Here is a 22,101-nt window from a genome sequence, read left to right as displayed (position 1 = left end):
CATTCCTTCAGAGGTTTTAGACGGCAGCGTTGTAGAACTGCTCGCTGCTCTTCTGCTCCACCAGCGCCTGCTCGATCGCCGCCTGGTGAACCTCGTCCGCATGCTCTTCACGCGCTTCCGGCTGGATGCCCAGACGCGCAAACAGTTGCATGTCCTTGTCCGCCTGCGGGTTGGCGGTGGTCAGCAGTTTGTCGCCGTAGAAAATCGAGTTGGCACCGGCAAAGAACGCGAGGGCCTGCATCTGCTCATTCATCGCTTCGCGGCCAGCGGACAGGCGCACGTGGGATTGCGGCATGAGGATGCGCGCCACCGCGAGCATGCGGATGAAGTCGAACGGGTCGATGTCTTCGGCATTTTCCAGCGGCGTGCCGGCGACTTTCACCAGCATGTTGATCGGCACCGATTCCGGATGCTCTGGCAGGTTGGCCAACTGGATCAGCAGATTGGCGCGGTCATCCAGCGACTCGCCCATACCAAGAATCCCGCCCGAGCAGATCTTCATCCCCGACTCACGCACGTAGGCCAGCGTTTGCAGGCGCTCGCTGTAAGTGCGGGTGGTGATGATGCTGCCGTAGAACTCAGGCGACGTGTCGAGGTTGTGGTTGTAGTAATCGAGGCCGGCCTTGGCCAGCGCTTCGGTCTGATCCTGATCGAGACGGCCGAGGGTCATGCAGGTTTCCAGGCCCATGGCTTTCACGCCTTCAACCATTTTCAGCACGTACGGCATGTCTTTCGCCGACGGATGTTTCCACGCCGCGCCCATGCAGAACCGCGTTGAGCCGATGGCTTTGGCGCGCGCCGCCTCTTCGAGGACTTTCTGCACTTCCATCAGCTTTTCTTTTTCAAGACCGGTGTTGTAGTGCCCGGACTGCGGGCAGTACTTGCAGTCTTCCGGGCAGGCGCCGGTCTTGATCGACAACAGGGTCGAGACCTGCACGCGGTTGGCGTTGAAATGCGCGCGGTGCACCGTTTGCGCCTGGAACAGCAAGTCGTTGAAGGGCTGTACGAAGAGTGCTCTGACTTCGGCCAAAGACCAGTCGTGACACAGGGTGGCGGTGGTGCTCGCGCTCATGGGTAATTCCTTGGTTATGCTTGGTTCGCGACTGAGGAAACGGAATACCCACAGGCGCTACACGGATGTTCGGCATATTTAAGGAAGAGTCATGCGCTGTCAACCACGATACAAAGGCTCGGTTTACATCTGTTTAAAAAACGTACAGACATGTTTGTTGTGCGATGAGGCCGCAGAAGCAGAAATGCCCATTTGCGTCGCTTGCGAAACTGAACTGCCGTGGCTCGGAGATCATTGTGTGACCTGCGCAGTGCCGCTGGCCGCCGCGGGCCTAACCTGCGGCGAGTGCCTGCTAGAGCCGCCGGCGTTCGAACAGGTCGTTGTGCCGTGGCTTTATGGCTTCCCGGTCGACAGTTTGATTACGCGGTTTAAACACAACGCGAAATGGCCGTTTGGCCACCTGCTCGCCGACGTTCTCGGGCAATACCTGCAACATCGCTTCGAAGAGGATCTGCCGAGGCCGGATGTGTTGTTGCCGGTGCCGCTGGCGAAACAGCGCTTGCGTCAACGGGGCTTCAATCAGGCGGCAATGCTGGCGCGATGGTTGAGCGCTTCGCTGGATTTGCCCTGCGAGGAACAGGTGTTGCGCCGGGTGCAAAACACCAGCGCCCAGCAGGATCTGGACGCCAAAGCGCGCAAACGTAATTTGCGTGAAGCGTTCAGTCTTGATCCTGATGCCAATGTCCAAGGCCGACATCTGGCGTTGGTCGATGATGTGCTGACGACCGGCGCCACGGCCCAAGCGTTAGCCCGATTGCTAACGAATGCCGGTGCAGCAAGAGTCGATGTCTACTGCCTCGCGCGCACGCCAAAACCCGGAACCTGAAACCAACACATAACCCCTGTAGGAGCTGCGGCACGCTGCGATCTTTTGATCTTCAAAAACAACATCAAAAGATCGCAGCGTGCCGCAGCTCCTACAAGGGATTGGGTTGGGCTTGACTCTCGCGTGGCAAGCAGCCAACTTCACTCCCCACCGCCACGGCTAAAAAGCACCCCTTCATGTCCATGCCTTCCCTGCTCTCCCAGCACATCGTCCGTCGTCCGCAGCGTATCGCCTTGCTGCAACACATCGCCGAACAAGGCTCGATCACCCGCGCCGCAAAAAGCGCCGGCCTGAGCTACAAAGCCGCGTGGGACGCCATCGATGAGCTGAACAATCTGGCGCAGAAACCGTTGGTTGAACGTGCCGTCGGTGGCAAGGGCGGCGGTGGCGCCAAGCTGTCCAGCGAAGGCGAACGCGTGCTGCGCCTGTATCAAAAGCTGCAAGCCTTGCAGGCGCAGGTGCTGGAAGCGGCGGAAGACGCCAGCGATCTCGATCTGCTCGGCCGATTGATGCTGCGAACCAGCGCGCGCAATCAGTTGCACGGCAAAGTCATCGCCATCGAAGCGCAGGGCCGCAATGACCTGATCCGTCTGGAGCTGGCCGAAGGCCTGTGCCTCGACGCACAGATCACCCACGACAGCACCGTGCACCTTGAACTGCAAAACGGCACCGAAGTGGTCGCGCTGATCAAGGCCGGCTGGCTGGAATTGCTCACCGCTGAACAATCTGCAACGCCGGGACACAATCTCCTCACCGGCACCATCGAAGCGATCCTTGACGCCGAAGACGGCCCGAGTGAAGTGCGAATCTCCCTGCCCAACGGCCACACACTCTGCGCGCTGGCTGAGCCGATGGATCTGCGCACCCGTGGGCTGACCGTCGAACAACCGGTGCAGGTGCAGTTCTCGCCGTCGAATGTGTTGATCGGTACGCCGCTCTAAATCGAGCCTGCAACAAAAACGTCATAGACCCTGATTAAGGTGGCTGCCAAACCAAGCAGGGAGCCTGACGTGAGCCTATTAGAAGAAAACCAATCCACTGACCTGGAAAAAATGGTCGGCCTCAGCCGTCGCGGCTTCATCAGCGCCGGCGCGTTGTGCGGCGCGGCGATGTTCCTTGGCGGTAACCTGCTGAGCCGCAGCGTGCTGGCCGCCAGCGTCAGCGCCGGCAATAGCAGCCTGCTCGGTTTCGACAGCATTCCCGCCGCGACCAGCGACGTCATCAGCCTGCCCAAAGGCTACAAGTCTTCGGTGCTGATCAGTTGGGGCCAGCCGCTGAGCAAGAACGGCCCGGCCTTTGACCCGAGTGGCAACGGCAGCGCCGCCGCACAGGAAGTGCAGTTCGGCGACAACAACGACGGCATGAGCCTGTTCGCCTTCCCCGACGACAAAAACCGCGCGTTGATGGCGATCAACAACGAATACACCAACTATCGCTACCTCTACCCGCACGGCGGCATGCCGCAGTCGGCCGAAGAAGTGCGCAAGGCACTGGCCTGTGAAGGCGTGTCGGTGATTGAAGTGCAGCGCAAAAACGGTCACTGGCAGTTCGTTCAGGGCTCGCGCTACAACCGACGCATTCACGGCAACTCGCCGTTGCGCATTGGCGGCCCGGCGGCTGGTCACGAGTTGCTGAAAACCAGCGCCGACCCGAGCGGCAAAAAAGTCCTCGGCACCTTCCAGAACTGCGCCAACGGAAAAACGCCGTGGGGCACTTACCTGACCTGCGAAGAGAACTTCACCGACTGCTTCGGCAGCAGCAACGCCGAGCAGAAATTCGACGCCGCGCAAAAACGCTACGGCGTGGTCGCCACCAGCAAAGAGATCAACTGGCACCCGCACGATCCGCGCTTCGACATGGCCAAGAATCCCAACGAGCTCAACCGTCACGGCTGGGTGGTCGAGATCGATCCGTTCGATCCGCAATCGACGCCGGTCAAACGCACCGCGCTGGGCCGCTTCAAACATGAAAACGCCGCACTGGCGGAAACCGCTGACGGCCACGCCGTGGTGTACATGGGCGACGACGAGCGCGGCGAGTTCATCTACAAATTCGTCAGCCGCGACAAGATCAACCACCGCAACGCCAAGGCCAATCGCGACATTCTCGATCACGGCACTTTGTACGTGGCCAAGTTCGACGCCGGCGACAGCAACCCCGATCACCCGAAGGGCCAAGGTCAGTGGATTGAACTGAGCCACGGCAAAAACGGCATCGACGCCAGCAGCGGTTTTGCCGATCAGGCCGAAGTGCTGATTCACGCGCGCCTCGCCGCCAGTGTGGTCGGTGCAACGCGCATGGATCGCCCGGAGTGGATCGTCGTCAGCCCCAAGGACGGCCAGGTTTATTGCACCCTGACCAACAACGCCAAACGTGGCGAAGACGGGCAACCGGTGGGCGGGCCGAACCCGCGTGAGAAGAATGTCTACGGGCAGATTCTGCGCTGGCGCACCGACCGTGATGATCACGGCTCGAACACCTTCGCCTGGGATCTGTTTGTGGTCGCCGGCAATCCGGGTGTGCACGCCGGGACGCCGAAGGGCGGTTCGTCGAACATCACCCCACAGAACATGTTCAACAGCCCCGATGGTTTGGGTTTTGACGATGCCGGGCGCTTGTGGATTCTGACTGACGGCGATTCGAGCAACGCCGGGGATTTTGCCGGGATGGGCAATAACCAGATGCTGTGCGCCGACCCTGTGACCGGTGAGATTCGCCGGTTTATGGTCGGGCCGATTGGTTGTGAGGTGACGGGGATCAGCTTCTCGCCGGATCAGAAGACGCTGTTTGTCGGGATTCAGCATCCGGGGGAGAACGGTGGGTCGACGTTCCCTGAGCATTTGCCGAATGGCAAACCGCGGTCGTCGGTGATGGCGATTACCCGTGAGGATGGCGGGATCGTCGGCGCCTGAGCCAATGCCTTCGCGGGCAAGCCTTGCTCCTACGGGTCTTGCGCCTGATCTGTAGGAGCAAGGCTTGCCCGCGATAGCGTCAGCCCAGACACCAACCCCCTAAGGGCCTGCCATCTGCGCTACCATGCTGGGCCGGACGCGGCAGCCTGCTGCGCGCAGGAGTCAGCATGGCCCACCCGTTTGAAACCCTCACACCCGATCTCGTGCTCGATGCCGTTGAAAGCATCGGCTTTCTCAGTGATGCGCGCATTCTGGCGCTCAACAGCTACGAGAACCGCGTCTATCAGGTCGGCATCGAAGACTCCGAACCGCTGATCGCCAAGTTCTACCGCCCGCAACGCTGGACCAACGAAGCCATCCTCGAAGAACACAAATTCACCTTCGAACTGGCCGACGTCGACATTCCGGTGGTCGCGCCCATGATCCACAACGGCGAAACCCTGCACGAACACGCCGGTTTCCGCTTCACCCTGTTTCCGCGTCGTGGCGGGCGGGCGCCGGAGCCGGGCAATCTTGATCAGCTGTATCGCCTCGGCCAGTTGCTCGGGCGGATTCACGCGGTCGGCGCGACCAAGCCGTTCGAACACCGCGAAGCGCTGGGCGTACAGAACTTCGGCCACGCCTCGCTGAACACTTTGCTCGAAGGCAATTTCATTCCGAAAAGTTTGCTGCCGGCTTATGAGTCGGTGGCCCGCGATCTGCTCAAGCGTGTCGAGGATGTCTACGCCGCGACGCCGCACCAGAACATCCGCATGCACGGCGATTGCCACCCCGGCAACATGATGTGCCGCGACGAGATGTTCCACATCGTCGACCTCGACGACTGCCGCATGGGCCCGGCGGTGCAGGACATCTGGATGATGCTCGCCGGCGACCGTCAGGAATGCCTCGGGCAGTTATCGGAATTGATGGATGGCTACAACGAGTTTCACGATTTCGACCCGCGCGAACTGGCGCTGATCGAACCGCTGCGCGCCTTGCGTCTGATGCACTACAGCGCGTGGCTGGCACGACGCTGGGATGACCCGGCGTTCCCGCACAGTTTCCCGTGGTTCGGCACCGAGCGTTATTGGGGCGATCAGGTGTTGGCGTTACGCGAACAACTGTCAGCGCTTAATGAAGAGCCGCTGAAGTTGTTCTGACGCAGGAGAGGATCAGCGCGCCCACGGTGCCCGGCGCGAATCGTTGAGACCCAGCAGATAGCTGTCGCCACCCAACTGGCTCATCTGCTGGCGAATCCAGCCGGCGCGGCGCGACACGTAAGCGGTCGGATGGCTGGCGCTCCACACGCGCGGATTCGGCAACACCGCCGCCAGATAACTCGCCTGCTGGCGGGACAGCGACTTGGCGCTCACGCCGAAATGATGACGGGCGGCAGCTTCGGCGCCGAACACACCGTCATCCCACTCGACGCTGTTCAGGTACACCTCAAGAATCCGCTGCTTGGGCCAGAACACCTCGATCAGCGCAGTGAACCAGGCTTCGAGGCCTTTGCGCAGATAACTGCGCCCGGCCCACAGAAACAGGTTTTTCGACACTTGCTGGCTCAAGGTGCTGGCGCCACGAATCGAGCCACCGAGTTCGTTGTGCGCGAGTGCGGCCTGGATCGCGCTGAAATCAAATCCCCAATGCTCTGGGAATTTCTGATCTTCACCGGCCATGACCGCGACTTTCAGATCGTCGGAGATCTCGTCCCACGGCTTCCACGTGCGCTGCAGATCAATCGGCTCGCCGTCGACCCACGACTCGACCTTGCGCTCGACCATCAGCGCCGTGCCCGGCGGCGGTACGAAACGAAAGATCAGCACCAGCACAACGCTGCCGCCCGCGAACCAGAGCAGGGCCTTCGTAAGACGACGGAAAATTGTACGCAGCATAGAGATGGCTTGGCCGAACCCGTGGAGCGGGCCATTATACAGACCCTGCCGATCGAGTCTGACTGGAGTTCTTCATGTTGCGTGGCTTTCTGCTGCTGGCCGCTTTCTTTGGTTTTACCGGTGTCGCGCTGGGCGCATTCGCCGCCCACGGCCTGAAAAACCGTCTGACGGCGGAATATCTGGCAATTTTCCACACCGGCGTCACCTATCAACTGGTGCACACGCTGGCGCTGTTCGGCGTGGCGCTGCTGGCCACGCATGTTCAGGGCCGACTGGTCACCTGGGCCGGCGTGTCCTTCACCGTCGGCATTCTACTGTTCTCCGGCAGCCTGTACGTGCTGACCACCACCGGCATCAGCAAGCTCGGCATCATCACCCCGTTCGGCGGCCTCGCCTTCCTGATCGGCTGGCTGTGCCTGGGCCTCGCCGCGTGGCGCCTGACCTGAGTCACCCTCCGACCTGAACTGATCGCAAACCGCTCCCTGTATCTGATCGCAAACCGCTCCCTGTAGGAGCTGCCGCAGGCTGCGATCTTTTGATCTTGAAAAACAACATCAAAAGATCGCAGCCTGCGGCAGCTCCTACACGGGCCTGGCCATTTCACCGGGGCAGCGGGTTTCAAGACGAATGGCTTGGGTCACCCTGTCTGATCGGGCTAGAATGCCAGCCCCTAAAAATGATGGCGGCATTGCGCATGCGCATTCAGTTGAACGGCGAATCCCTTGAACTGCCCGACGGTGAAACCGTTGCGGCCCTGATCACCCGTCTGGAACTGACCGGACGCCGGGTGGCAGTTGAACTCAATCTGGATATCGTCCCGCGCAGCCAGCATGCCGACACCACGCTCAACGACGGCGACAACGTCGAAGTCGTGCACGCCATCGGCGGCGGCTAAGCGGGCGGCCCGTAAGGGCACAGAATTCTGCAAGACCCTCACTCCTAAAGAGGATTCCCCATGAGCATCGTTCGTAGCGACAAGCCTTTTGTGCTGGCCGGTCGTACTTACCAGTCGCGTTTGCTGGTTGGTACCGGCAAGTACCGTGACATGGAAGAAACCCGTCAGGCCATAGAAGCCTCGGGTGCCGAGATCGTCACCTTCGCCGTGCGCCGCACCAACCTCGGTCAGATCGAAGGCGAGCCGAACCTGCTCGACGTGCTGTCGCCGGAGCGCTACACCTTCCTGCCGAACACCGCCGGTTGCTACGACGCCATCGAAGCCGTGCGCACCTGCCGCCTGGCCCGTGAGTTGCTCGACGGTCATAACCTGGTGAAGCTGGAAGTGCTGGCTGACCAGAAGACTCTGTTCCCTAACGTCATCGAAACCCTCAAGGCTGCCGAAACGCTGGTCAAGGAAGGTTTCGACGTGATGGTGTACACCAGCGATGACCCGATCATCGCCCGTCAACTGGCAGAAATCGGCTGCATCGCGGTGATGCCGCTGGCCGGCCTGATCGGTTCCGGTCTGGGCATCTGCAACCCGTACAACCTGCAGATCATCCTCGAAGAAGCCAAGATCCCTGTGTTGGTCGATGCCGGTGTCGGCACTGCGTCCGACGCAACCATCGCGATGGAACTGGGTTGTGATGCGGTGCTGATGAACTCGGCCATCGCCCACGCCCAGCAACCGGTGATGATGGCTGAAGCCATGAAACACGCCATCGTTGCAGGCCGTCTGGCCTACCTCGCTGGCCGTATGCCGAAAAAACTCTATGCCAGCGCCTCTTCGCCGCTGGATGGTCTGATCAAGTAAGAGCCATTGATGACTGAATCGAACGACACGCCTATCCAGCCGGAAGAAGGCGACGAGCGCCAACACCGCCGCATCAAGAGCTTCGTGATGCGCGCCGGGCGCATGACCGAAGGCCAGCAAAAAGGTCTGGATCAAGGCACTCCGCTGTTCGTGCTGCCGCTGGCCGACGCGCCAGTGGATTACGATCAAGTGTTCGGCCGCTCGGCACCGCGCTCGCTGGAGATCGGTTTCGGCATGGGCCACTCGCTGCTGGAAATGGCTGCAGCGGCACCGGATCAGGATTTCATTGGCGTTGAGGTTCACCGTCCGGGTGTTGGCGCGCTGCTCAATGGCGTGCTGACGCAGGGCCTGACCAACCTGCGGGTCTACGATTGCGACGCGATCGAAGTGCTCAACCGCTGCATCGCCGACAACAGCCTCGATCGCCTGATGCTGTTCTTCCCGGATCCGTGGCACAAGAGCCGCCACCACAAGCGTCGTATCGTTCAGGCCTCGTTCGCTGAACTGGTGCGCAGCAAGTTGAAAGTCGGCGGCATTCTGCACATGGCCACCGACTGGGAACCGTACGCTGAATACATGCTGGAAGTGATGAACGTCGCGCCGGGTTACCGCAACCTCGCCGAAGACGGCAAGTGCGTACCCCGCCCTGCCGAACGCCCGATCACCAAGTTCGAACGCCGCGGCGAACGTCTTGGCCACGGCGTGTGGGATCTGAAGTTCGAAAAACTCGCTTAAGCATCACGCAATAGAACCTGCTCGCGAAAGCGGATGTTCATTCAACACTGATGTTGACTGACACACCGTATTCGCGAGCAGGCTCGCTCCCACAGTTGTTTTGGGGTGTTTGCGGAATCAGCGGCGGTCGGCAACTACGCCGATGAGGACGAGGACTACCAACAGCACTGGCGCCAGGCTGTAGTTGTTGAACTGGCTCAAGCCTTTGATCACCCACGGTGTCGCGTAGATCAGCGCCGCGCCGCTGCCGATCACGCACAGCAGCGCCATCAGCGGTACGCGCAAAGCGCCGGCGATGCTGCCCAGACGTTGCTCGACCCAGCCTTTGAAATCGGCGCCGAACAACACCAGCAGGCAACCCACCAGCGCCAGGGCGATTTCCGAGAGGTTGCTGCGGCTCCAGCGGGAGACGGTGGCGAGCAGGTCGAGTATCAAATCCATGGTTTTTCCTTAGGGCTGCCGTTGGGCGTTGGGCTCAGCTCAGAAATTTCTGCAGCAAATCGTTGAGGAACAATTGTCCGCGCTCGGTGGCCGCCAGACGTGACGGTTCGACCTGCAACAGACCGCTTTGTTCTGCATCTGCCCGGGCCTCGGCGAGACTATCGAGCGACAGCCCGGTACGCTGCGGATAGAGCCGCGATTCGACGCCATCAGTCAGGCGCAACGCGTTCATCAAAAAGTCGAAGGGCAGCTCATCATTGCTCAGCGATTTCTCGCCAGCCTGAAAGTTTTTCGCCGGGTTCAGATAATCCTTCGGCAAACGCGTCTTCCACGTCCGCACGATGCGCCCGTCCGGATGACTCAACTTGCCATGCGCGCCCGCACCAATGCCGATGAAGTCGCCAAAACTCCAGTAATTGAGGTTATGCCGCGCCGGTCGCCCGGCCTGTGCATAAGCCGAGACTTCGTATTGCGCGTAACCATGCTCGGCCAGCAGCGCCTGCCCGGCTTCTTGAATGTCCCACAGCGTGTCGTCTTCCGGCAGCACTGGCGGCTGATTCCAGAACACCGTGTTCGGCTCCAGCGTCAGTTGATACCAGGAAATGTGTGTCGGATTCAGTTCGATGGCCTGGCGCAGATCGCTCAAGGCATCGCCCAGCGACTGATCGGGCAAACCGTGCATCAAGTCGAGGTTGAAGTTATCGAAGCCAGCCTGTCGCGCCATACCCGCCGCGCGCACCGCTTCGTCACCGTTGTGAATCCGACCCAGCGCCTTGAGTTTTTCCTGCTGGAAGCTCTGGATACCGATCGACAGACGATTGATCCCCAACTTGCGGTAGGCGACAAACTTCTCTTGCTCGAACGTGCCCGGATTGGCTTCCAGGGTGATTTCGATGTCGTCGGCAAACGGGATGCGCTGCTCGACGCCTTCAAGCAAACGCCCAAGCGCTTCAGCGCTGAACAGGCTCGGCGTACCGCCACCGAAGAAAATCGACGTCAGCTCTCGGCCATAAACCGCGTGCAGATCCTGATCGAGATCGGCCAGCAAGGCGTCGACGTATTCCTGCTCCGGCAACACCGGGCTGGCGGTGTGCGAGTTGAAATCGCAATACGGGCATTTGCGCACACACCACGGGATGTGGATGTACAGCGACAAGGGCGGCAGTGTTGGCAGCGGCGCCCGAGGCGAAGAAGCGGCGCCGCCGACAATCAGCGACGACGCAGAAGAATCACGGGTCATTTCAAGCCCAGACGCTGGCGCAGCAGATCCATTGCACGGGCGCGGTGGCTGATCTGGTTCTTGTCGGCCGGGCTCAGTTCGGCGCTGGACACATCACGCTCCGGCACCCAGAACAGCGGGTCATAACCGAAACCGTGTTCGCCACTGGCAGCGGTCAGAATGCGCCCGTGCCACAAGCCTTCACAGAGGATCGGCAACGGATCATCGGCATGACGCACCAGCGCCAGCACACAAACGAACTGCGCACCGCGTTCGGCTTCCGGCACGTCCTTCAAGGCGTCGAGCAGTTTGGCGTTGTTCGCCGCATCGCCCTTGCCGTCGGCATAACGCGCCGAATAGATGCCCGGCGCACCGCCAAGGAAATCCACCGCCAGACCGGAATCGTCGGCCAGCGCCGGCAGCCCGGAAATGCGTGCGGCGTTGCGTGCCTTGAGGATCGCGTTCTCGACGAACGACAGACCGGTTTCTTCCGGCTCGACCTTGCTCCACTCGCCAATCGAGCGCAGTTGCACCGATTCGCCGAGCATGGCCTGAAGTTCTTTGAGTTTGCCGGCGTTATGGCTGGCCAGTACGAGCTGCTTGATGTTCATTATTCGCCGGGAAAAAGTTCTTGGTTGAAATTGATGGTGTTGATCTTGTCGCCGTTCTGCACCTTGATTTCAAAGGTGCGGGTTTCCTGTTGTTCCACCGGGTATTGGGCGATGTAGTACACCGCGCCCTGTTCGGTGACCTGACGGAAATTCAGCGGCACGCTCTTGCTGGTCAGGTCTTTGACTGTGCCGGTGACGCTGGCGATCAGCGGTTTGCCGTCCTTGATCACCGAGACATTGATCACGCCTTGATTCTTGCTGCGGATCAGCTCCGCCGCTTTGGCGATGTCCGGTTGCAGGTACGTCGAGTTGAAAGTGTTGTAGTGCACCGTCACGTCGCCAAAGGTTTCCTGACGCTCACCCTTGATGACGTCGGCCGCCAGAGCGCTGGCGCTCAGGCAGGCAGTCAATAACAACAACGCTAAACGACCCATGATCGTGCTCCTCGAAATGGCGTGGCTCAGACCGCGACCTTGTGGTCGGCAAGCACCGGGCTGCTGACGCGGTAAATACCAATCTCACCTAATAGATTAGGCCATAGCTTACTGGCCCACCCGTGACGGTGCTGTTGATCCACGGCAAGCCGATCAATGACCTTCGCGTCACGTTCGCGGCAAAGTGCCTCAAAGTCTTCGAAGGTGCAGAAGTGGATGTTCGGCGTGTTGTACCAGGTGTACGGCAGAAATTCCGAAACCGGCATGCGCCCCTTGCTCGCCAGATACCAGCGGCAGCGCCAGTGGCCGAAGTTCGGGAAGGTGATGATGCACTGACGACCGACCCGCAGCATTTCGTCGAGGATCTTGTCCGGGTAGTGCACGGCTTGCAGGGCCTGGGTCATGACGACGATGTCGAAACTGTTGCTGGCGAAGTTGCCCAGCCCCTTGTCCAGATCCTGCTCGATGACGTTGACGCCTTTGGCCACGCATTGGGCGATGTTGTCGGCGTCGTTTTCCAGGCCATAACCGGTGACGTTCTTGTTGTCGCGCAGCCAGGTCAGCAGTTCGCCGTCACCGCAACCGAGGTCGAGGACGCGGCTGCCGGCGGGGATCCATTCCTGGATGATTTCCAGATCAGCTCTCATGGCTTTCTCACAACGTGATGCGGTTCATGTAATTGCCGAACGCCTGCAAGTAGCGCGGGATCGGAATCAGGAAGGCGTCGTGGCCCTGCGGTGCGTCGATTTCCAGATAGCTGACGTCTTTGCGCGCCGCCATCAGCGCATCCACCAGCTCACGCGAACGCGCCGGGGAGAAACGCCAGTCGGTGGTGAACGACATCACGCAAAACTTGGCCGTGGCGTTTTCGAAGGTTTTCGCCAGATCATCGTCGAAGTTCGCCGCCGGATCGAAGTAATCCAGCGCCTTGGTCATCAACAGATAGGTGTTGGCGTCGAAGCGTCCGGAGAACTCTTCGCCCTGATAACGCAGGTAGCTTTCGACCTGAAACTCGACACTGTGGAAGTCGTAATTGAGCTTCTCGCTCTTCAGGCCACGGCCGAATTTCTCGCCCATCGAATCGTCGGACAGGTACGTGATGTGCCCGACCATGCGCGCCAGCATCAAGCCGCGCTTGGGGATCACGCCCGCTTCCTGGAACGAACCGCCGTGGAATTCCGGGTCCGTGAGGATCGCCTGACGCGCGACTTCGTTGAAGGCGATGTTCTGCGCCGACAGCTTCGGTGCCGAGGCGATGGCCAAGCAGTGACGCACGCGATCTGGATAGGTGATCGTCCATTGCAGCGCCTGCATGCCGCCGAGGCTGCCGCCGATCACCGCCGCCCACTGGCCGATGCCGAGCAGGTCAGCGAGACGCGCCTGGCTGTGCACCCAATCTTCCACGGTGAGCACCGGGAAGTCGGCACCGAAGGGTTTGCCGGTCTCCGGGTTGATGCTGCTCGGGCCGGTGGAGCCGTTGCAGCCGCCGAGGTTGTTCAGGCTGACCACGAAGAATTTATTGGTGTCGATCGGTTTGCCGGGGCCGATGCAGCTGTCCCACCAACCGGGTTTACGGTCGTCGACGCTGTGATAGCCGGCAGCGTGGTGGTGGCCGGACAAGGCGTGGCAAATCAGTACGGCGTTGCTCGCTTGCGCGTTCAGCGTGCCGTAGGTTTCGTAGATCAGGTCATAGGCGGCCAGCGACCGGCCACAGGCCAAGGCCAGCGGTTCGCTGAAGTGCGCGGTTTGCGGCGTCACCAGACCAACAGAATCGGGGGGAAAGGCAGTTGGCATCGACCCTGCTCTCGTTGAAATGAGGCGTAAGTCTAAAGACCGGGGGGGTTAGCGGCAAGCAACTACCTGCGCTCGTTCCCACGCTCTGCGTGGGAATGCCTCATTGGACGCTCCGCGTCCGCTTCGGCGGGGGACGCGGAGCGTCCCGGGATGCATTCCCACGCGGAGCGTGGGAACGATCAGCGCCCCAGGTCAGGCAAATCCGGCAACTTCTTCGGCGAGCAAATCTTCACTCGTTTCTGCCGGTTCAGCTCACCGCTGAGCAAACTCACCTGACTCTTCGAAACCCCAAACGCCTTGGCCAGAAAGCCCATCAGATAAGCATTGGCCTTGCCCTCGACCGGCGGCGCGGTCAGGCGGATCTTCAGGCGATCACCGTGCAGCCCGGCGAAGTCATCGCTACGGGCTGCCGGTTGCAGGTGACACTCGAGGATCAAGTCGTCACCGTCCCATCGAAACCAGCTCACATCAGCAGACGGAGGATTTCCGGCATCATCGTCATCGCCGCCAGATTGTTGATCACCAGCATGTCGATCAGCTTCAGCGCGAGGAAGGCGAAGATCGGCGACAGATCCAGACCGCCAAGGTTTGGCAGGATTTTGCGGAACGGCGCCAATGCCGGTTCGCAGATCTGATTAACCAGCTCAGCACCCGGATTGTGGCTGCCCGGCGCAACCCACGACAGAATCACGCTGATGATCAGGGCAAAGAAGAAAATCTTCAGGAACAGCGCGGTCACGCCGATGATCGACCAGATAAACAGTTGCAGCGGGTTACCGGTGGTGCCGTACGTCAGCAGCAGGGTCAGCGCCATCAGCGCCAGTTGCACCAGAATCGCCAATACCAGCGAGGACATGTCCAGACCGAACACGCTCGGAATGATCCGGCGCAGCGGCTTGAGCAGAGGCTGGGTCGCTTTGACGATGAACTGGCACAGCGGGTTGTAGAAATTCGCCCGCACCAGTTGCAGCACGAAACGCAGCAGCACGATCAGCAGGTACAGACTGCCGAGGGTTTGCAGCACGTAAACCGCTGCAGTGTTCAATCCAATCATGTAAGGCTCCTTATTTGCCCAGTTGTTCGGCCATTTCGGCCGAGCGGTGCGCGGCGGCGCCGAGTGCGGTTTCGACCAGGGCTTCGAAGCCATTGGCCTGGAAAGATTTGATGGCAGCTTCTGTGGTGCCATTTGGCGAAGTCACACGGCGACGCAGTTCGGCGGCGTCGACATCGCTTGCGACGGCCATGTGCGCGGCGCCCAAAGCGGTTTGCAGCGTCAGTTGTTCAGCAACTTCCTTCGGCAGACCGAGTTTGACGCCGGCAGCGGTCATCGCTTCGATCAGCAGGAAGAAGTACGCCGGGCCGGAGCCGGACACTGCCGTCACCGCATCCAGTTGCTGTTCTTCGTTCAGCCACAGGGCGATGCCGACGGCGGACAGCAGCTCTTCAGCTTGCTGACGCTGCTCGGCAGTCACTTCGCTGGTCGCGTACAAACCGCTGACGCCCTGACGCAGCAGCGCCGGGGTGTTCGGCATGCAACGCACGATCGGCTGCTCGCCCAACCAAGCGGTCATGCTCGCGCAGGTGATGCCGGCGGCAATCGACACCACCAGTTGATTCGGTTTCAGGCTCGGGCGAATCGCTTCGCACACGGTTTTCATGGCTTGCGGCTTGACCGCCAGCACGATCACGTCGACGCCGTCGATGGCTTGAGCGTTGTCGGCAAACGTTTCGATGCCGTGCTCAGCGCTGACCTTGGCGCGGGTTTCTTCGCCCGGATCGCTGGCACGGATGTGTGCAGCTTCCAGACCTTTGGCGCGCAGGCCGCCGATCAAACTGGCCGCCATGTTGCCCGCACCGATAAACGCAATACGTGTGTTGCTCATGTGTGGTCCTTATCTGCAAACGTTCAAGATTGGGAATAGTCGCGGGCGCCAAACAGGGCCGTACCGATACGCACCCAAGTGGCGCCTTGGGCGATGGCCGACTCAAGGTCGTGGCTCATGCCCATGGACAGTGTGTCGAGCGGCAAATCGAGGCTCGCCTGCAGTTTCTGCACGGCGGCGAAGGCCGCGTCTTGCTCGGCGCGGTCGTCGGTCGGCTCGGGAATCGCCATCAAGCCGCGCAGTTTCAGGCGCGGCAAAGCGCTGATGGCCGCGGCCAATGCCGGCAGATCGTCAGGCGTGCAGCCGGATTTACTGGCCTCACCGCTGACGTTGACCTGAATGCAGATGTTCAGCGGCGGCAACTCGGCCGGGCGCTGTTCGGACAGACGTTGAGCGATTTTCAGGCGATCCACGGAGTGCACCCAGTCGAAATGCTCGGCAATCGCGCGAGTCTTGTTCGATTGAATGGGGCCGATGAAGTGCCAGATCAAGGGCAGGTCAGCCAGTTCGAGCTGTTTGCTCAAGGCTTCCTGCAGGTAGTTCTCACCAAAGTCGCGCAGGCCGGCGGCATACGCTTCGCGCAGGGCCTCGGCGGGTTTGGTCTTGCTCACGGCGAGCAACTGGACGCTGTTTTCAGGACGGTGTGCGGCTTGGGTCGCGGTCTGGATGCGCGAACCAACGTGGGAAATGTTGTCTGCTATCGTGGACATCAAGAGGCGCCAGCGGTCTGAAGGTTCGCGGCATTCTACTGGAATTGAGGAACGCTATGGATATCACTGAACTGCTGGCCTTCAGCGCCAAACAAGGCGCGTCCGACCTGCACCTGTCGGCCGGTCTGCCGCCGATGATCCGCGTCGACGGCGATGTACGACGGATCAATCTGCCGCCGCTGGATCACAAGCAAGTGCACGAACTGATCTACGACATCATGAACGACACCCAGCGGGTCGACTTCGAGAAACATCTGGAAACCGACTTTTCCTTCGAAGTCCCCGGCGTGGCGCGCTTTCGGGTCAACGCGTTTAACCAGAACCGTGGCGCCGGCGCCGTATTCCGTACCATTCCGTCAAAAGTGCTGAGCATGGACGACCTCGCCATGGGCGATGTTTTCCGCAAGATCACCGACGCGCCGCGCGGGCTGGTACTGGTCACCGGGCCGACCGGCTCGGGCAAGTCGACCACGCTGGCGGCGATGATCGATTACCTCAACAACCATCGCCATCACCACATCCTGACCATCGAAGACCCGATCGAATTCGTTCACGAATCGCGCAAATGTTTGATCAATCAGCGCGAAGTCCACCGCGATACGCGCAGTTTCGCCACGGCATTACGCTCAGCGTTAAGGGAGGACCCGGACGTGATTCTCGTCGGTGAGATGCGCGACCTGGAAACCATTCGCCTGGCGCTCACCGCTGCTGAAACCGGGCATCTGGTGTTCGGCACCCTGCACACCACGTCGGCAGCGAAAACCATCGACCGGGTGGTGGACGTGTTCCCCGGTGACGAGAAATCGATGGTGCGCTCGATGCTCTCGGAGTCCTTGCTGGCGGTGGTCTCACAGACGCTGATCAAGAAGATCGGCGGCGGCCGGATCGCGGCGCACGAGATCATGCTTGGTACATCGGCGATCCGTAATTTGATCCGCGAAGACAAAGTCGCACAGATGTATTCGGCGATTCAGACCGGTGGCTCGCTGGGCATGCAGACCCTCGACATGTGCCTGAAAGATCTGGTGAGCAAAGGCTTGATCAGCCGCGAGCATGCGCGGGAGAAAGCGCGGACGCCGGATAATATCTGATCGTTTTTATTCAGCCTCCCCAGTGGAGGCTCAATCCTTCGTTCACACATTCCCGACCAATCAGCTACGGCATTCGCTGGCAAACCTCCTTACAATCCCCTCCTTTGTTAGCTGCCTAAGCAAGGATTCTGCATGCAAGCTGCCAACCCGCGTCGCGGGTACATTCTGGGCCTCACGGCCTACATCATCTGGGGCCTGTTCCCGATCTATTTCAAAGCCATCGCCGAAGTACCGGCAGTCGAGATCATCATCCATCGGGTGCTGTGGTCGGCACTGTTCGGCGCGTTGCTGCTGATGGTGTGGAAACACCCGGGCTGGCTGCGTGAGTTGCTCGACAATCCCAAACGTCTGGCGATTCTGGCGTTGAGCGGCACGCTGATCGCGGCCAACTGGCTGACGTACGTGTGGTCGGTGAACAACGGACGCATGCTGGAAGCGAGCCTCGGTTACTACATCAACCCGTTGGTGAACGTGCTGCTGGGGATGATGATTCTCGGCGAACGACTGCGGCGGATGCAGTGGATTGCGGTTGGGCTGGCGGCGGTGGGTGTGGCGCAGCAGGTCTGGCAGGTCGGCAGTCTGCCGTGGGTGTCGCTGGTGCTGGCGCTGACCTTCGGTTTTTATGGGCTGATCCGCAAACAGGCGCCAGTCAAGGCGTTGCCGGGTCTGGTGGTGGAAACCTGGATGCTGGTGCCGATTGCCATCGCCTGGCTGCTGTTCAACCAGACCGCGACCAGCGCGCAACCTGAGTTCTGGACAACCTCGCAAGCCTGGTGGCTAGTCGCCGCCGGCCCGGTGACGCTGGTGCCGCTGGTGTGTTTCAACGCAGCCGCGCGGCATTTGCCCTACACCACGCTGGGCTTCCTGCAATACCTCGCGCCGACGCTGGTGCTGCTGCAAGCGGTGCTGCTGTTTGGCGAGCACTTGTCGTCCAGCACGCTGGTCGCGTTCATGTTTATTTGGGCCGGTCTGGCGGTGTACAGCGTCGATGCGTGGATAAGTTTGCGCCGGCGCAGCTGATCAAAAAACACACAAACCTCCGCAGGCCACGGTTCTCGTGGCCTGCAACGTTCCGTCCCAAGGTTATCCACAGCGTGATCCCCGCCGTTTGTGTGCAAGTCACTGAATGCTGGCGGTTTTTTGATCAACTCCAGCAAAGCCACGGCGGGCGTGGCGTTGCGCGCAGTCTCTACAGGTTATCCACAAGCAGGTGCACGTTAAAACTGGATAACCTGATTGGCGTTTAAAGGTCTGTGCGTAACACCAGTTCGACCATCAAGTCATCGGCCAGGGTTTCCAGGCGTGACTGCAACACGTCGAGCGACAAGGTTAACGGCACGGCGAGAATCGCTTCGGCGTGGAACAGTGGTTCGCTGCTCATCGGCGCCGGACGTACTTCGGTCACCAGCCGTTCGAGGTTCACCCCCTGCTCGCTGAGCAAACGGGTGATGTCGCGCACAATCCCCGGACGGTCGTTGCCCACCAGTTCCATGGCGATCGGTTTCCAGGTGCAGGATTGTTCGATACCGCTTTCGGCGATCAACACGCGAATACCGTGAGTCGACAATGCTTGTAGGGCATCGACCAATTCGTCGTAAGCCTCTGCCGGCACGCCCACCCGCAAAATCCCGGCAAACTGCCCGGCCATCCGCGACATGCGACTTTCCAGCCAGTTACCGCCGTGCTCGGCAATGCATTGGGCAATGCGCTCGACCTGCCCGGGCTTGTCCGGGGCGAAAACGGTGAGTACGAGATGATCCATGGCGCCGCCCTCTTGTCATGACTGTTGTTATAGAAGGGGAAGTATAGGCAAGGGCGTTGATTCAGCCTGACCCGGTGTTGGTATGTGGAAATCACCTGCAGATGATGACCTGTGGCGAGGGGATTTATCCCCGATGGGTGGCGAAGCCGCCCCCTGCTTTCCCCAGCCAGACCGAGCTGGCAGGTTTTGCGACTGCTGCGCAGCCGGTCGGGGCGGTGCGACGTTTCGATGAATCCCCTCACCACAAATCCACTCGCCATCAAGGCGTGTACACCAGAATGTGCGCCATAGCAGCCAAATAGTATTTATGTGTACAACTTTTGATATTTAGCTGGAACAATCCAATGGTTTTTTGAGAACATCCCGTTCCGCGATGTGACCGCAATGCGACATGAGGTCGCAGAACGACGTAATTAGTCTGATTTTCACAAGCGCAACTCATCATGTAGTATGCCGCAGCGCGCACTACATAACGCTGAACCGATGTCTGCCCGAAGCCTGTTCGCAACCCTGAAAGCCCCGTCAGCAAGGCCCCAAGCCGTTGATTGGTTCCAGCCCAGCCGCCAGCAATGGCATGTACTGGTCGGCAGGTTTGTGGTTTAAATGGCCCAGAGGCTTCATTGTCAAAATTGAAGAGCTGAAAAGCGAAATAGCTGAGCAGAGTGAGGCAAGCAATGACTGAACACGTTCAAGTCGGTGGCCTGCAGGTCGCCAAAGTCCTGTTCGACTTCGTGAACAACGAAGCCATTCCCGGTACCGGCCTCACCGCCGAAAAATTCTGGGAAGGTGCCGACAAGGTCATTCATGACCTGGCGCCGAAGAACAAAGCCCTACTCGCCAAACGCGATGACTTCCAGGCTCGTATTGACGCCTGGCATCAGGAACGCAACGGTCAGGCGCACGACGCCGTGGCCTACAAAGCCTTCCTGCAAGAAATCGGTTATCTGCTGCCAGAAGCGGCTGATTTCCAGGCAACGACGCAAAACGTCGATGATGAAATCGCCCGTACCGCCGGCCCGCAACTCGTTGTGCCGGTGATGAACGCTCGCTTCGCTCTCAATGCTTCGAACGCCCGCTGGGGTTCGCTGTATGACGCCCTTTACGGCACCGACGCGATCAGCGAAGAAGGTGGCGCGGAAAAAGGCAAAGGCTACAACAAAGTGCGTGGCGACAAAGTCATCGCCTTCGCCCGCGCGTTTCTCGACGAAGCCGCGCCATTGGCGGCTGGCTCCCACGTCGATTCGACCGGCTACAAAATCGCCGACGGCAAACTCGTGGTCACCCTCAAGGGCGGCAGCAACAGTGGCCTGCGCGACGATGCACAACTGATCGGTTTCCAGGGCGACGCCAACGCGCCAATCGCGATCCTGCTGAAACACAACGGTCTGCATTTCGAAATCCAGGTCGACGCTACTACCCCGGTTGGCCAGACCGACCCGGCCGGTGTCAAAGACATCCTGATGGAAGCGGCGCTGACCACCATCATGGACTGCGAAGACTCCGTGGCCGCCGTCGATGCTGACGACAAAGTGGTGATCTACCGCAACTGGCTCGGCCTGATGAAGGGCGACCTGTCGGAATCCGTGTCCAAGGGCGGCCAGACCTTCACTCGCACCATGAACCCGGATCGCACCTACGCCGCGCCAAATGGCGGTGAAGTGACGCTGCACGGCCGTTCGCTGTTGTTCGTGCGTAACGTTGGTCACCTGATGACCATCGACGCGATCCTCGACAAAGACGGTAACGAAGTGCCAGAAGGCATCCTCGACGGTCTGGTCACTTGCCTCGCGGCGATGCACAACCTCAACGGCAACACCTCGCGTCGCAACACCCGCACCGGTTCGGTCTACATCGTTAAACCGAAGATGCACGGCCCGGAAGAAGCGGCGTTCACCAACGAGCTGTTCGGTCGCATCGAAGACGTGCTGGGCCTGAAGCGCAACACTCTGAAAGTCGGGATCATGGACGAGGAGCGCCGCACCACGGTCAACCTCAAGGCCTGTATCCAGGCGGCCAGCGAGCGCGTGGTGTTCATCAACACCGGTTTCCTCGACCGCACCGGCGACGAAATCCACACCTCCATGGAAGCCGGCCCGGTTGTACGCAAGGCTGACATGAAGGCTGAGAAGTGGATCGGCGCTTACGAAAACTGGAACGTCGATATCGGTCTGAGCACCGGCCTGCAAGGTCGTGCGCAAATCGGTAAAGGCATGTGGGCGATGCCGGATCTGATGGCCGCGATGCTTGAGCAGAAAATCGCGCACCCATTGGCTGGCGCCAACACCGCTTGGGTTCCATCGCCGACTGCCGCTGCACTGCACGCGCTGCACTACCACAAGGTCGACGTGTTCGCCCGTCAGGCCGAACTGGCCAAACGTGCTCGCGCGTCGGTCGACGACATCCTGACCATCCCGCTGGCGGTCAACCCGAACTGGACGCCAGAGCAGATCAAGAACGAACTGGACAACAATTCCCAGGGCATTCTTGGTTACGTGGTGCGCTGGATCGACCAGGGCGTGGGTTGCTCGAAAGTGCCGGACATCAATGACGTCGGCCTGATGGAAGACCGTGCCACGCTGCGTATCTCCAGCCAGCACATCGCCAACTGGCTGCGCCACGGCGTGGTGACCGAAGCGCAAGTGATGGAAAGCCTCAAGCGCATGGCGCCGGTGGTTGACCGTCAAAACGCCAATGACCCGCTGTACCGTCCGCTGGCCCCGAACTTCGACAGCAACATCGCCTTCCAGGCGGCGGTCGAACTGGTGGTCGAAGGCACCAAGCAGCCGAACGGTTACACCGAGCCGGTTCTGCACCGTCGTCGTCGCGAGTTCAAGGCGGCTAACGGCCTGTAAATTCGCGTAGAAGTGAAAAAGCCCTGATCTTTTGATCAGGGCTTTTTTATTGGACGCAGAATCAAAAGATCGCAGCCTTCGGCAGCTCCTACAGAGATTTCGTGTAGGAGCTGCCGAAGGCTGCGATCTTTT

24 protein-coding genes are annotated in these 22,101 nt (G+C 60.2%); 11 read left to right on the top strand and 13 right to left on the bottom strand.

Translation table 11 applies throughout. The features are described 5' to 3' along the window. Window positions 1-16: 16 nt before the first annotated feature. Window positions 17-1,072: a biotin synthase BioB gene (gene bioB, locus ACP3TY_RS28270; RefSeq protein ID WP_426618998.1), complete on the bottom strand. Its 1,056-nt coding sequence runs from the start codon at window positions 1,070-1,072 to the stop codon at window positions 17-19. Between the two features lie 91 nt (window positions 1,073-1,163). On the opposite strand from bioB, the gene ACP3TY_RS28265 reads away from it, so the two are divergent. The 4 genes from ACP3TY_RS28265 to ACP3TY_RS28250 all read left to right on the top strand — a co-directional run bounded on the left by ACP3TY_RS28265 (window position 1,164) and on the right by ACP3TY_RS28250 (window position 5,952). Then, window positions 1,164-1,898 carry a ComF family protein gene (locus ACP3TY_RS28265; protein WP_426618997.1) on the top strand — a complete coding sequence of 245 codons (735 nt, stop codon included), beginning with the start codon at window positions 1,164-1,166 and terminating at the stop codon, window positions 1,896-1,898. 176 nt (window positions 1,899-2,074) lie between these two features. Further along, window positions 2,075-2,839: a TOBE domain-containing protein gene (locus ACP3TY_RS28260; RefSeq protein WP_159815399.1), complete on the top strand. Its 765-nt coding sequence runs from the start codon at window positions 2,075-2,077 to the stop codon at window positions 2,837-2,839. 69 nt (window positions 2,840-2,908) lie between these two features. Beyond that, complete coding sequence (locus tag ACP3TY_RS28255; RefSeq protein ID WP_426618996.1) at window positions 2,909-4,810, top strand: PhoX family protein; 1,902 nt, start codon at window positions 2,909-2,911, stop codon at window positions 4,808-4,810. A 167-nt stretch (window positions 4,811-4,977) separates the two neighbouring features. Further along, the gene (locus tag ACP3TY_RS28250; RefSeq protein WP_053124475.1) at window positions 4,978-5,952 is read left to right on the top strand and encodes a serine/threonine protein kinase; all 975 of its coding nucleotides are present in this window, start codon (window positions 4,978-4,980) and stop codon (window positions 5,950-5,952) included. Between the two features lie 12 nt (window positions 5,953-5,964). On the opposite strand, the gene mtgA is transcribed toward ACP3TY_RS28250, so the two are convergent. Beyond that, entirely contained in the window at window positions 5,965-6,687 is a 723-nt protein-coding gene (gene mtgA / locus ACP3TY_RS28245; protein ID WP_426618995.1) for a monofunctional biosynthetic peptidoglycan transglycosylase, read from the bottom strand. A gap of 74 nt (window positions 6,688-6,761) precedes the next feature. Between mtgA and ACP3TY_RS28240 the strand changes: the two genes are divergently transcribed. From ACP3TY_RS28240 to trmB, 4 genes are all read left to right on the top strand, one after another. Then, window positions 6,762-7,133: a DUF423 domain-containing protein gene (locus tag ACP3TY_RS28240; RefSeq protein ID WP_426618994.1), complete on the top strand. Its 372-nt coding sequence runs from the start codon at window positions 6,762-6,764 to the stop codon at window positions 7,131-7,133. 248 nt (window positions 7,134-7,381) lie between these two features. Next, complete coding sequence (gene thiS, locus ACP3TY_RS28235) at window positions 7,382-7,582, top strand: sulfur carrier protein ThiS (RefSeq protein WP_122604433.1); 201 nt, start codon at window positions 7,382-7,384, stop codon at window positions 7,580-7,582. A gap of 60 nt (window positions 7,583-7,642) precedes the next feature. After that, window positions 7,643-8,437, top strand: coding sequence for a thiazole synthase (locus ACP3TY_RS28230; protein WP_007913621.1), 795 nt, complete (start codon window positions 7,643-7,645; stop codon window positions 8,435-8,437). A 9-nt stretch (window positions 8,438-8,446) separates the two neighbouring features. Then, on the top strand, window positions 8,447-9,172 hold the full coding sequence (gene trmB, locus ACP3TY_RS28225; RefSeq protein ID WP_400753212.1) for a tRNA (guanosine(46)-N7)-methyltransferase TrmB: 726 nt from the start codon (window positions 8,447-8,449) through the stop codon (window positions 9,170-9,172). 117 nt (window positions 9,173-9,289) lie between these two features. Here the strand turns inward: trmB and ACP3TY_RS28220 are convergent, their stop codons facing one another. From ACP3TY_RS28220 to ACP3TY_RS28175, 10 genes are all read right to left on the bottom strand, one after another. Then, complete coding sequence (locus tag ACP3TY_RS28220; RefSeq protein ID WP_007913629.1) at window positions 9,290-9,613, bottom strand: DUF3392 domain-containing protein; 324 nt, start codon at window positions 9,611-9,613, stop codon at window positions 9,290-9,292. 34 nt (window positions 9,614-9,647) lie between these two features. Continuing rightward, window positions 9,648-10,853, bottom strand: a complete 1,206-nt coding sequence (gene hemW / locus ACP3TY_RS28215; RefSeq protein WP_426618993.1) for a radical SAM family heme chaperone HemW — start codon at window positions 10,851-10,853, stop codon at window positions 9,648-9,650. Beyond that, window positions 10,850-11,443 (bottom strand): RdgB/HAM1 family non-canonical purine NTP pyrophosphatase, encoded by a 594-nt coding sequence (rdgB, locus tag ACP3TY_RS28210; protein ID WP_218959280.1) that lies wholly within the window; start codon window positions 11,441-11,443, stop codon window positions 10,850-10,852. The genes hemW and rdgB overlap by 4 nt, the downstream gene beginning before the upstream one ends. After that, window positions 11,443-11,877, bottom strand: coding sequence for a DUF4426 domain-containing protein (locus ACP3TY_RS28205; protein ID WP_053124482.1), 435 nt, complete (start codon window positions 11,875-11,877; stop codon window positions 11,443-11,445). Before ACP3TY_RS28205 ends, rdgB begins: the two co-directional genes overlap by 1 nt. A 26-nt stretch (window positions 11,878-11,903) precedes the next feature. Then, window positions 11,904-12,524, bottom strand: coding sequence for a methionine biosynthesis protein MetW (gene metW / locus ACP3TY_RS28200; protein WP_053124483.1), 621 nt, complete (start codon window positions 12,522-12,524; stop codon window positions 11,904-11,906). Between the two features lie 7 nt (window positions 12,525-12,531). Next, on the bottom strand, window positions 12,532-13,671 hold the full coding sequence (gene metX / locus ACP3TY_RS28195; protein WP_053124485.1) for a homoserine O-succinyltransferase MetX: 1,140 nt from the start codon (window positions 13,669-13,671) through the stop codon (window positions 12,532-12,534). 179 nt (window positions 13,672-13,850) lie between these two features. Then, a complete protein-coding gene (locus ACP3TY_RS28190) occupies window positions 13,851-14,138 on the bottom strand; it encodes a DUF167 domain-containing protein (RefSeq protein ID WP_426618992.1) in 288 nt (95 codons plus the stop codon). Then, window positions 14,135-14,725 (bottom strand): YggT family protein, encoded by a 591-nt coding sequence (locus ACP3TY_RS28185; RefSeq protein WP_064116268.1) that lies wholly within the window; start codon window positions 14,723-14,725, stop codon window positions 14,135-14,137. Before ACP3TY_RS28185 ends, ACP3TY_RS28190 begins: the two co-directional genes overlap by 4 nt. A 10-nt stretch (window positions 14,726-14,735) precedes the next feature. Continuing rightward, window positions 14,736-15,554: a pyrroline-5-carboxylate reductase gene (gene proC / locus ACP3TY_RS28180; RefSeq protein ID WP_282357665.1), complete on the bottom strand. Its 819-nt coding sequence runs from the start codon at window positions 15,552-15,554 to the stop codon at window positions 14,736-14,738. A 23-nt stretch (window positions 15,555-15,577) separates the two neighbouring features. After that, complete coding sequence (locus tag ACP3TY_RS28175; RefSeq protein WP_212545014.1) at window positions 15,578-16,264, bottom strand: YggS family pyridoxal phosphate-dependent enzyme; 687 nt, start codon at window positions 16,262-16,264, stop codon at window positions 15,578-15,580. A 56-nt stretch (window positions 16,265-16,320) separates the two neighbouring features. Here ACP3TY_RS28175 and ACP3TY_RS28170 point away from each other — a divergent pair, with 56 nt between their 5' ends. Continuing rightward, window positions 16,321-17,355 carry a type IV pilus twitching motility protein PilT gene (locus ACP3TY_RS28170; protein ID WP_400648737.1) on the top strand — a complete coding sequence of 345 codons (1,035 nt, stop codon included), beginning with the start codon at window positions 16,321-16,323 and terminating at the stop codon, window positions 17,353-17,355. 132 nt (window positions 17,356-17,487) lie between these two features. Then, window positions 17,488-18,375: an EamA family transporter RarD gene (rarD, locus tag ACP3TY_RS28165; RefSeq protein ID WP_053124495.1), complete on the top strand. Its 888-nt coding sequence runs from the start codon at window positions 17,488-17,490 to the stop codon at window positions 18,373-18,375. Between the two features lie 223 nt (window positions 18,376-18,598). On the opposite strand, the gene ACP3TY_RS28160 is transcribed toward rarD, so the two are convergent. Beyond that, window positions 18,599-19,117, bottom strand: coding sequence for a glycine cleavage system protein R (locus ACP3TY_RS28160; RefSeq protein ID WP_053124497.1), 519 nt, complete (start codon window positions 19,115-19,117; stop codon window positions 18,599-18,601). A 674-nt stretch (window positions 19,118-19,791) separates the two neighbouring features. Here ACP3TY_RS28160 and ACP3TY_RS28155 point away from each other — a divergent pair. Further along, window positions 19,792-21,969, top strand: coding sequence for a malate synthase G (locus tag ACP3TY_RS28155; protein ID WP_159815406.1), 2,178 nt, complete (start codon window positions 19,792-19,794; stop codon window positions 21,967-21,969). Window positions 21,970-22,101: the final 132 nt, after the last annotated feature.

The organism is Pseudomonas rustica (genome assembly GCF_049959085.1).
Taxonomy (GTDB): domain Bacteria; phylum Pseudomonadota; class Gammaproteobacteria; order Pseudomonadales; family Pseudomonadaceae; genus Aquipseudomonas; species Aquipseudomonas rustica.
This window is presented reverse-complemented; position numbering and strand designations above follow the sequence as displayed.